The sequence below is a fragment of the Aquibacillus kalidii genome (assembly GCF_014280935.1).
Taxonomy (GTDB): domain Bacteria; phylum Bacillota; class Bacilli; order Bacillales; family Amphibacillaceae; genus Aquibacillus_D; species Aquibacillus_D kalidii.
On record NZ_JACLZI010000006.1, the window covers coordinates 77,717 to 84,721 of the forward strand.

Here is a 7,005-nt window from a genome sequence, read left to right on the forward strand (position 1 = left end):
CTTTTTGTTATTAAAAATATAGTTACATGTATAAGACTGAACGATAAACCTAAAATTTCACAACAAGGAGAATAACAAATGGATGTAAAAAAAAATCCTAAGAAACCTTTGCTTTATTATTTAGCTATCGTTACTGTAATTGTTGTTATCTTGAATGCGTTTGTATTTCCACTTCTTTCACAGCAGAATATCCATGAAGTGGATTATGGGACTTTTATGAAAGAAGTTGAATCTGGCAATGTAGAAACTGTCGAAATCAAAGAAAACCAGGTTGGATACACTCTGACCAATGATCCTGATTCTAATAGTATCTATCTAACAGGACGAATGGAGGATCCTGATCTTGTAGATCGCTTGTATAAACAGAACATCGAGTTTACGAGAGTTATCCCAAAAGAGGCATCTCCGCTAATATCATTTTTACTGTCATGGGTATTACCGTTAATATTGTTTGTTGCAATTGGCCAGTATTTCATGCGCAAAATGCAAGGGAAACTTGGTAATGGGGCAAACGCAATGCAATTTGGAAAAAGTAAAGCAAAAGTATATGTGGAAGCACAAACAGGTAAGACATTTGAGGATGTTGCTGGCCAAGAGGAGGCCAAAGAAGCACTAGAAGAAATTGTTGATTTTCTAGATAATCCAAAAAAATATACAGAAATAGGGGCTAAGATCCCTAAAGGGGCTCTATTGGTTGGCCCTCCTGGTACTGGTAAGACATTGCTAGCCAAAGCGGTTGCTGGCGAATCGAAGGTACCTTTCTTCTCGATATCTGGATCAGAGTTTGTAGAGATGTTTGTCGGGATGGGGGCTGCTAGAGTACGAGATTTATTTAAACAGGCGCAAGAAAAGGCACCTTGTATCGTCTTTATTGATGAAATTGATACAATTGGTAAAAGTCGTCAATCAGGGGGGTTAAGCGGTAATGACGAAAGAGAACAAACGCTAAATCAGTTGCTTACGGAAATGGATGGATTTGATGCTGATAAAGGAGTGGTTATATTGGCTGCTTCAAACAGACCAGAAAGTCTTGATAAAGCCCTACTTCGTCCTGGTAGATTTGACCGTAGGATTCCTGTGGAGTTACCTGACCTAGTTGGTCGCGAAGCTATTTTAGATGTGCATGCAAAAAACGTGAAATTATCTGATGATATTGATTTTAATTTAATAGCAAGAGCTACATCGGGTGCTTCAGGAGCCGATTTAGCGAATATTATAAATGAAGCAGCACTAAGAGCTGTCAAATTAGGGAGAAAACAGATCAATCAAACTGATCTGGAAGAATCAGTAGAGGTGGTAATTGCAGGCTATCAAAGAAAGAATTCAGTTATTTCAATGAAAGATAAGCTAACTATTTCTTACCATGAGATAGGGCATGCATTAGTTGCTGCTAAGCAATCAGACTCGGCGCCAGTTCATAAAATCACCATAATACCAAGGACATCAGGTGCTTTGGGGTACACGATGCAAGTGGAACAAGGAGAACAAGTTTTGTTAAGTAAGGAACAAGCGTTAGACAAAATTACTACTTATATGGGAGGGCGAGCAGCAGAGGAATTAATATTTAATCGGATAACATCTGGTGCAGCAAACGATATAGAACAAGCAACTAAGCTTGCTAGAGCGATGGTTACGAGATATGGGATGAGTGATGAGTTTGGTATGATGGCACTTGAAACAGTCAATAATCAGTATCTAGGTGGGGATTCTTCCCTGTTAGTATCAGAGGGTACAGCGTCAAAAATAGACGACGAGGTTCTGACTATTATTAAAACAAGTTATCAAAAAGCCATGCAAATACTGAACGAGAATAAAGAGAAATTACATGAGCTAACAAAATATCTTCTCGAAAAGGAGACGATTACAGGAGAAGAATTCATGAACCTTTTATTGGATAAATAGCGATGTGGGATGAGTTACATCTTCACGTGACTGTGAAATTTGGTACATTAACTTAGTCCTGTCATGTATGAAAGGAAATTTGACAAGCTATTTTGATAATTAGTGTTCTAGCCATCTCCATTTCCTTCTATATATAGAAAGAATGGAGATGGTGCTATGAAAATAGATGCAGTGTTTTCTGGTGGTGGGGTAAAAGCTTATGCCTTTCTTGGTGCTATCAAGGTATTAGAGGAAAAAGGGTATTCCTTTAATCGAGTAGCAGGTACATCTGCAGGTGCTGTAATGGCAGGGTTTATTGCTGCGGGTTACCGTGTTGATGAAATTATTGATGTTTTTGAAGAAATAGATTTAGAGAAGTTTTTAGATGAGCCATGGATTGGGAAATACCTCCCTTTTTTAAAATGGTTAAAGTTATATTTCTCTTTAGGATTATATAAAGGAGAATTTATAGAACAATGGCTTTATGAAAAATTTGCGCAAAAAAATGTATATACCTTTAGTGATCTCCCTGAAGATAGATTAAAAGTGGTTGCTTCTGATTTGACTATGGGTAGAATAGTCGTTTTCCCAGATGACTTAGAGCGTTTTTATGGGATTAACCCTGCTAACTTTCCGGTTTCTCGTGCTATACGGATGAGTGTATCTATTCCATATTTTTTTAAACCTGGAAAAATAAAAAACTACCTACACGGAAAAAGTATTCTTGTGGATGGAGGGTTATTAAGTAATTTTCCGGTTTGGGTATTTGATAATGAAAAAAACGTTAAAACAAGACCTTTACTTGGAATGCAACTGAGTGAGAAAATAGGTCGTCTTCCTGCATCAAATATTAAAAATGCGATAGATATGGTTCATGCGATAGTTACAACAATGAGAAAAGCGCATGATGCTAGATACATCTCCAAGAAGGATGCAGCAGACATTATGTTTCTTCCAGTGAAAAATGTAGATGCAACAAACTTTTCTTTAGATAAAGAATCAAAAAATAAACTTATCGACTTAGGAAAAAAACAAGCTATCGATTTTTTGAAGAAATGGCCTTAAGCGTTGAGTCGAAAAATAAAAACGTAAAAATCGAGCCTTTTAAAAAGAGGCTCGATTTTTACGTTTGTGTTTATTTCCTTCAATTACCCTTAAGTGTGTAGCACGTTCCCTTGTCGGTTTTCTGTTGTTTTTTAATGGTGAGGGTTGCTTAGTCATTTTACTGAAGGATTTTTGACCAACCGAATCTTTTTTATATTTCATTTTAGACTGTTTGACTGCTTTTCTATATTTCTTCAATTCATTCGTATTTCGTTTACGAAGAACGAAATAATAGAGTGCTCCGTAGATAACTGCACCAATTGCTACCATTACTAGCAAGTTGATGATCAGGGAAGCCGTATTTGTTATTAGCTGGGTGGCAAATCCAAAAATAGCCAGGCCAATAAGCAAATAGATAAATAGGGATAGTTTATGCCGGAACATTTAAAATCCTCCTTTCATTACTAAATCGCCTACATCTTATTACTTGTATCCCACTATAAATGTAACGTTAATGACTGTGATTTCATTTATGCATTAGTGGTGTAAGCGAATTAACTAATATATCTTTTTAACAAATCAAAATCCCCAAGACCTACATATCTCCCCTTGCAGTGAAAAATATTTATAATGTAAACGATCAATTATAAGATATATAAAGATCGTTACTTTTATAAACACTAAATATATAAGGACGGTGTAAGCTTGTAAATAGGAAGTTAATTAAAAGGTAACCTATTTAAATTCTTTCCTTACAATAGGAAAAATATTCAATAATATTTGACTTTGTTACGAAAGATATATATGCCTATACCTATTAACTCGGTTAACAATAAAATGAGTTTATCCACTACCTACATATAGTTTTTTGTTACCTTTTATTTTACTAGAAAATTCAGTTTAGCACTAGCAGATTAACTTGTTTCTTTTGTATTTGTTGATTTGTCAAGCAATTTAATTTATCGTTATGCAATTTTTAGTTGATTTCGATATAAGAGAAGTGTTGTGCATGGAACAAAGTAATTTTGGTCACTATATAGTTGGAGGTGTTATTTCATGGTTAATGGAAAGTTGGAACAAAACAAACAACAGAAACCTGTTTCTTTATTAAGTAAAGCATTGATAACTGGGTTTATAGGAGGCGTATTTTGGAGTTTCATAGGTGCTATTGCATCTTATTTTAATTTTACTTCAGTATCTCCTGCTTCCTTTATCCTTCGATTTTGGTTACACACTGGATGGTCCGATGGGTGGTTAGGGCAATTAGTATCAATAGTAATCATTGGTGTGCTCTCGACTATTCTTGCTCTAGTTTATTATGTGTTGTTAAAGAATACACAAGGAATCTGGCCTAGTGCCCTTTTTGGTGTTGCGCTTTGGTTTGTAGTTTTTTATTTATTGCAACCAATTTTTCCAAATGTAGAGCACATGACTAAGCTAACTAGTGACACAATTGTCACTACATTTTGCTTGTATTTATTGTACGGCATTTTTATCGGCTATTCGATATCATATGAATATCAATCTAATCTCATTAGTGAAAATGTATAAATAAACAAAAAATAGGCGTCAATTAGTCGTAAAAAACACAAACCTCTCCTAATTATGATAAACTGAAACAGTGAAATAAGTGAGTTTGAAATAAGGAGAGTAATTATGAAGCAACTGTTGCTATTAAATGGTCCAAACCTTAACCGTTTAGGGAAGAGAGAGCCGGGAATTTACGGTAGTCGAACTTTACAAGACATTGAGCAAACTGTTTCTGATCTAGTTCAAACATATGGGTATAAAATGGATGCTTTCCAATCGAATCATGAGGGAGAGCTCATCGATCGTATCCATGAAGCTGATGGAGTATATGAAGGGATTATTTTTAATCCCGGTGCCTATACACATACGAGCGTTGCGCTTAGAGATGCGATAAGTTCTATTGAAGTACCAGTAATAGAAGTGCATTTATCTAACGTTCATAGTCGAGAGGAATTCAGGCATACGTCCATGTTAGCTCCTGTGTGCAAAGGGCAAATAGTAGGTCTGGGTGATCAAGGATATAAATTAGCAGCACTTGCATTACTTCCTGAAAAAGTATAGAAAGGATGAAGATAATGGGGAAACTAACTAAACTCCGTACTTCTATGGAGGAGCAAGGCATAGATGGGTTGTTAATTACTAGCTCTTATAATAGAAGATATTTAACAGGCTTTACAGGTACGGCTGGAGTTGTTTTAGTATCAAAGGAAAAATCGTTACTAATTACAGACTTTAGATACATAGAGCAAGCAAATGAACAAACGTCTGACTTTAGCGTAGTAGAACATAAACAGGCTTTAGGGTTAGAGATTGCTGATCAAGTTAAGCAACTCGGTATTATTAAATTAGGCTTTGAAAAAGATGATGTTTCTTATGCAACCTATGAACAGTATAGTCAAGAAATAGATGCGGATTTAATACCTACACGTGGGCTTGTAGAAAAATTGCGCTTGATTAAGACCGAAGATGAGCTTAATATATTAAAAGAAGCTGCAAAGATTGCAGATGCTGCCTTTGAACATATCTTAAACGTCATTAAACCAGGCGTTAAAGAAATTGATGTTTCTAATGAGCTAGAATTCTTTATGAGGAAACAAGGTGCAACTTCTTCCAGCTTTGATATAATAGTAGCTTCTGGTCTCCGTTCTGCTATGCCACACGGCGTTGCTTCAGATAAGGTGATCCAAAATGGAGAACTAGTAACCTTGGATTTTGGTGCGTTGTATAATGGATATTGTTCAGACATTACACGAACTGTTGCAGTTGGTGACATTAGTGAGGAATTAAACACAATTTATCACACTGTTTTGGAAGCACAAAGAAGAGGAATGGCAGGAATTAAAGCAGGAATAACTGCGAAACAAGCTGATGACTTAACAAGAGACTATATTAGGGAAAAAGGGTACGGTCAATATTTTGGTCATTCTACAGGTCATGGTCTTGGGTTAGAAGTTCATGAGGGACCCGGTTTGTCTTCTCGATCTAGTGAGGTATTAGAAACAGGAATGGTAGTTACTGTAGAGCCAGGAATTTACGTGCCAGGTGTTGGTGGATGCCGTATTGAAGATGATACAGTTGTCACGGATAGTGGTAATATGACTTTGACGTTTGCACCAAAAGAATTAATTACACTACCACGCTAAATTCAAGCTTTATCTTATAGGGTGATTTTACCTTACATCTTAGGAGGAATAGAAATGATTTCAGTAAATGATTTTAAAACGGGTTTAACAATCGAGGTAGACAATGGTATTTGGCAAGTGGTTGATTTCCAACATGTAAAACCAGGAAAAGGAGCGGCATTTGTTCGTTCTAAATTGCGTAATTTACGAAATGGAAGTATTCAAGAGAAAACGTTTCGTGCAGGTGAAAAAGTTAGTAAAGCACACATTGAAAACAGAAAAATGCAATACCTTTATGCATCAGGAGATGTACATACGTTTATGGATAATACTTCATTCGAACAACTTGAGTTACAATCTGCACAAATTGAGTATGAATTAAAATTCTTAAAAGAAAATATGGAAGTTAGTATTATGACTTTCCAAGGAGAAACGCTTGGAGTTGATCTTCCGAATAATGTGGAGTTAAAGGTTACAGAAACGGAGCCAGGTATTAAAGGAGATACAGCTAGTGGTGGAACTAAACCAGCTACTGTTGAAACCGGTCTTATTGTTCAAGTTCCGTTTTTTGTCAATGAAGGAGACGTACTTGTTATTAACACTAGTGACGGCAAGTATGTTTCTCGTGCGTAGATTTAATAGTAAATACTAATTTTAATTAAAAAGCATCTAATAATTCCCAATGCCCTGATCAAAGGCCATTTGAAATTATTTAGATGCTTTTTTCTTACCCTCTGACAAACCTTATAGTATTCAGTAGATAGCATCTAACACTACTTAGTCCCCCAAACAAAACTACATCCCCAAAACATTTCAAATGTTATTACGTAATATGTATAAAATACGAAGTAACTTATGAGGTGCCGCTACGGAAACTCACTTCGCTTTCCGTGGGCTCGCGCTGAGCCTCCTCGGTCGCAAAGAACAC

General features: G+C 36.0%; 7 protein-coding genes. 6 read left to right on the plus strand and 1 reads right to left on the minus strand.

The features are described from left to right. The first annotated feature begins 78 nt into the window (after positions 1-78). Together ftsH and H7K77_RS00835 are read left to right on the plus strand one after the other, a co-directional pair. Positions 79-1,902 carry an ATP-dependent zinc metalloprotease FtsH gene (gene ftsH, locus H7K77_RS00830; RefSeq protein ID WP_186575813.1) on the plus strand — a complete coding sequence of 608 codons (1,824 nt, stop codon included), beginning with the start codon at positions 79-81 and terminating at the stop codon, positions 1,900-1,902. 156 nt (positions 1,903-2,058) lie between these two features. Continuing rightward, on the plus strand, positions 2,059-2,946 hold the full coding sequence (locus tag H7K77_RS00835; RefSeq protein WP_186575814.1) for a patatin-like phospholipase family protein: 888 nt from the start codon (positions 2,059-2,061) through the stop codon (positions 2,944-2,946). 39 nt (positions 2,947-2,985) lie between these two features. Here the strand turns inward: H7K77_RS00835 and H7K77_RS00840 are convergent, their stop codons facing one another. Beyond that, positions 2,986-3,369, minus strand: a complete 384-nt coding sequence (locus tag H7K77_RS00840; RefSeq protein ID WP_186575815.1) for an SA1362 family protein — start codon at positions 3,367-3,369, stop codon at positions 2,986-2,988. Between the two features lie 612 nt (positions 3,370-3,981). Between H7K77_RS00840 and H7K77_RS00845 the strand changes: the two genes are divergently transcribed. The 4 genes from H7K77_RS00845 (at position 3,982) to efp (ending at position 6,710) form a co-directional block, all read left to right on the plus strand. Then, complete coding sequence (locus H7K77_RS00845) at positions 3,982-4,476, plus strand: YqhR family membrane protein (RefSeq protein ID WP_186575816.1); 495 nt, start codon at positions 3,982-3,984, stop codon at positions 4,474-4,476. Positions 4,477-4,581: 105 nt separating this feature from the next. Next, positions 4,582-5,016, plus strand: coding sequence for a type II 3-dehydroquinate dehydratase (gene aroQ, locus H7K77_RS00850; RefSeq protein ID WP_186575817.1), 435 nt, complete (start codon positions 4,582-4,584; stop codon positions 5,014-5,016). Positions 5,017-5,030: 14 nt separating this feature from the next. Continuing rightward, positions 5,031-6,098 (plus strand): M24 family metallopeptidase, encoded by a 1,068-nt coding sequence (locus tag H7K77_RS00855; protein WP_186575818.1) that lies wholly within the window; start codon positions 5,031-5,033, stop codon positions 6,096-6,098. A gap of 54 nt (positions 6,099-6,152) precedes the next feature. Further along, positions 6,153-6,710, plus strand: coding sequence for an elongation factor P (gene efp / locus H7K77_RS00860; protein WP_186575819.1), 558 nt, complete (start codon positions 6,153-6,155; stop codon positions 6,708-6,710). Positions 6,711-7,005: the final 295 nt, after the last annotated feature.

Coding starts and splice junctions, on each gene's coding strand:
- ftsH (WP_186575813.1), top strand. CDS start 79: ATGGATGTAAAAAAAAATCCTAAGAAACCTTTGCTTTATTATTTAGCT.
- H7K77_RS00835 (WP_186575814.1), top strand. CDS start 2,059: ATGAAAATAGATGCAGTGTTTTCTGGTGGTGGGGTAAAAGCTTATGCC.
- H7K77_RS00840 (WP_186575815.1), bottom strand. CDS start 3,369: ATGTTCCGGCATAAACTATCCCTATTTATCTATTTGCTTATTGGCCTG.
- H7K77_RS00845 (WP_186575816.1), top strand. CDS start 3,982: ATGGTTAATGGAAAGTTGGAACAAAACAAACAACAGAAACCTGTTTCT.
- aroQ (WP_186575817.1), top strand. CDS start 4,582: ATGAAGCAACTGTTGCTATTAAATGGTCCAAACCTTAACCGTTTAGGG.
- H7K77_RS00855 (WP_186575818.1), top strand. CDS start 5,031: ATGGGGAAACTAACTAAACTCCGTACTTCTATGGAGGAGCAAGGCATA.
- efp (WP_186575819.1), top strand. CDS start 6,153: ATGATTTCAGTAAATGATTTTAAAACGGGTTTAACAATCGAGGTAGAC.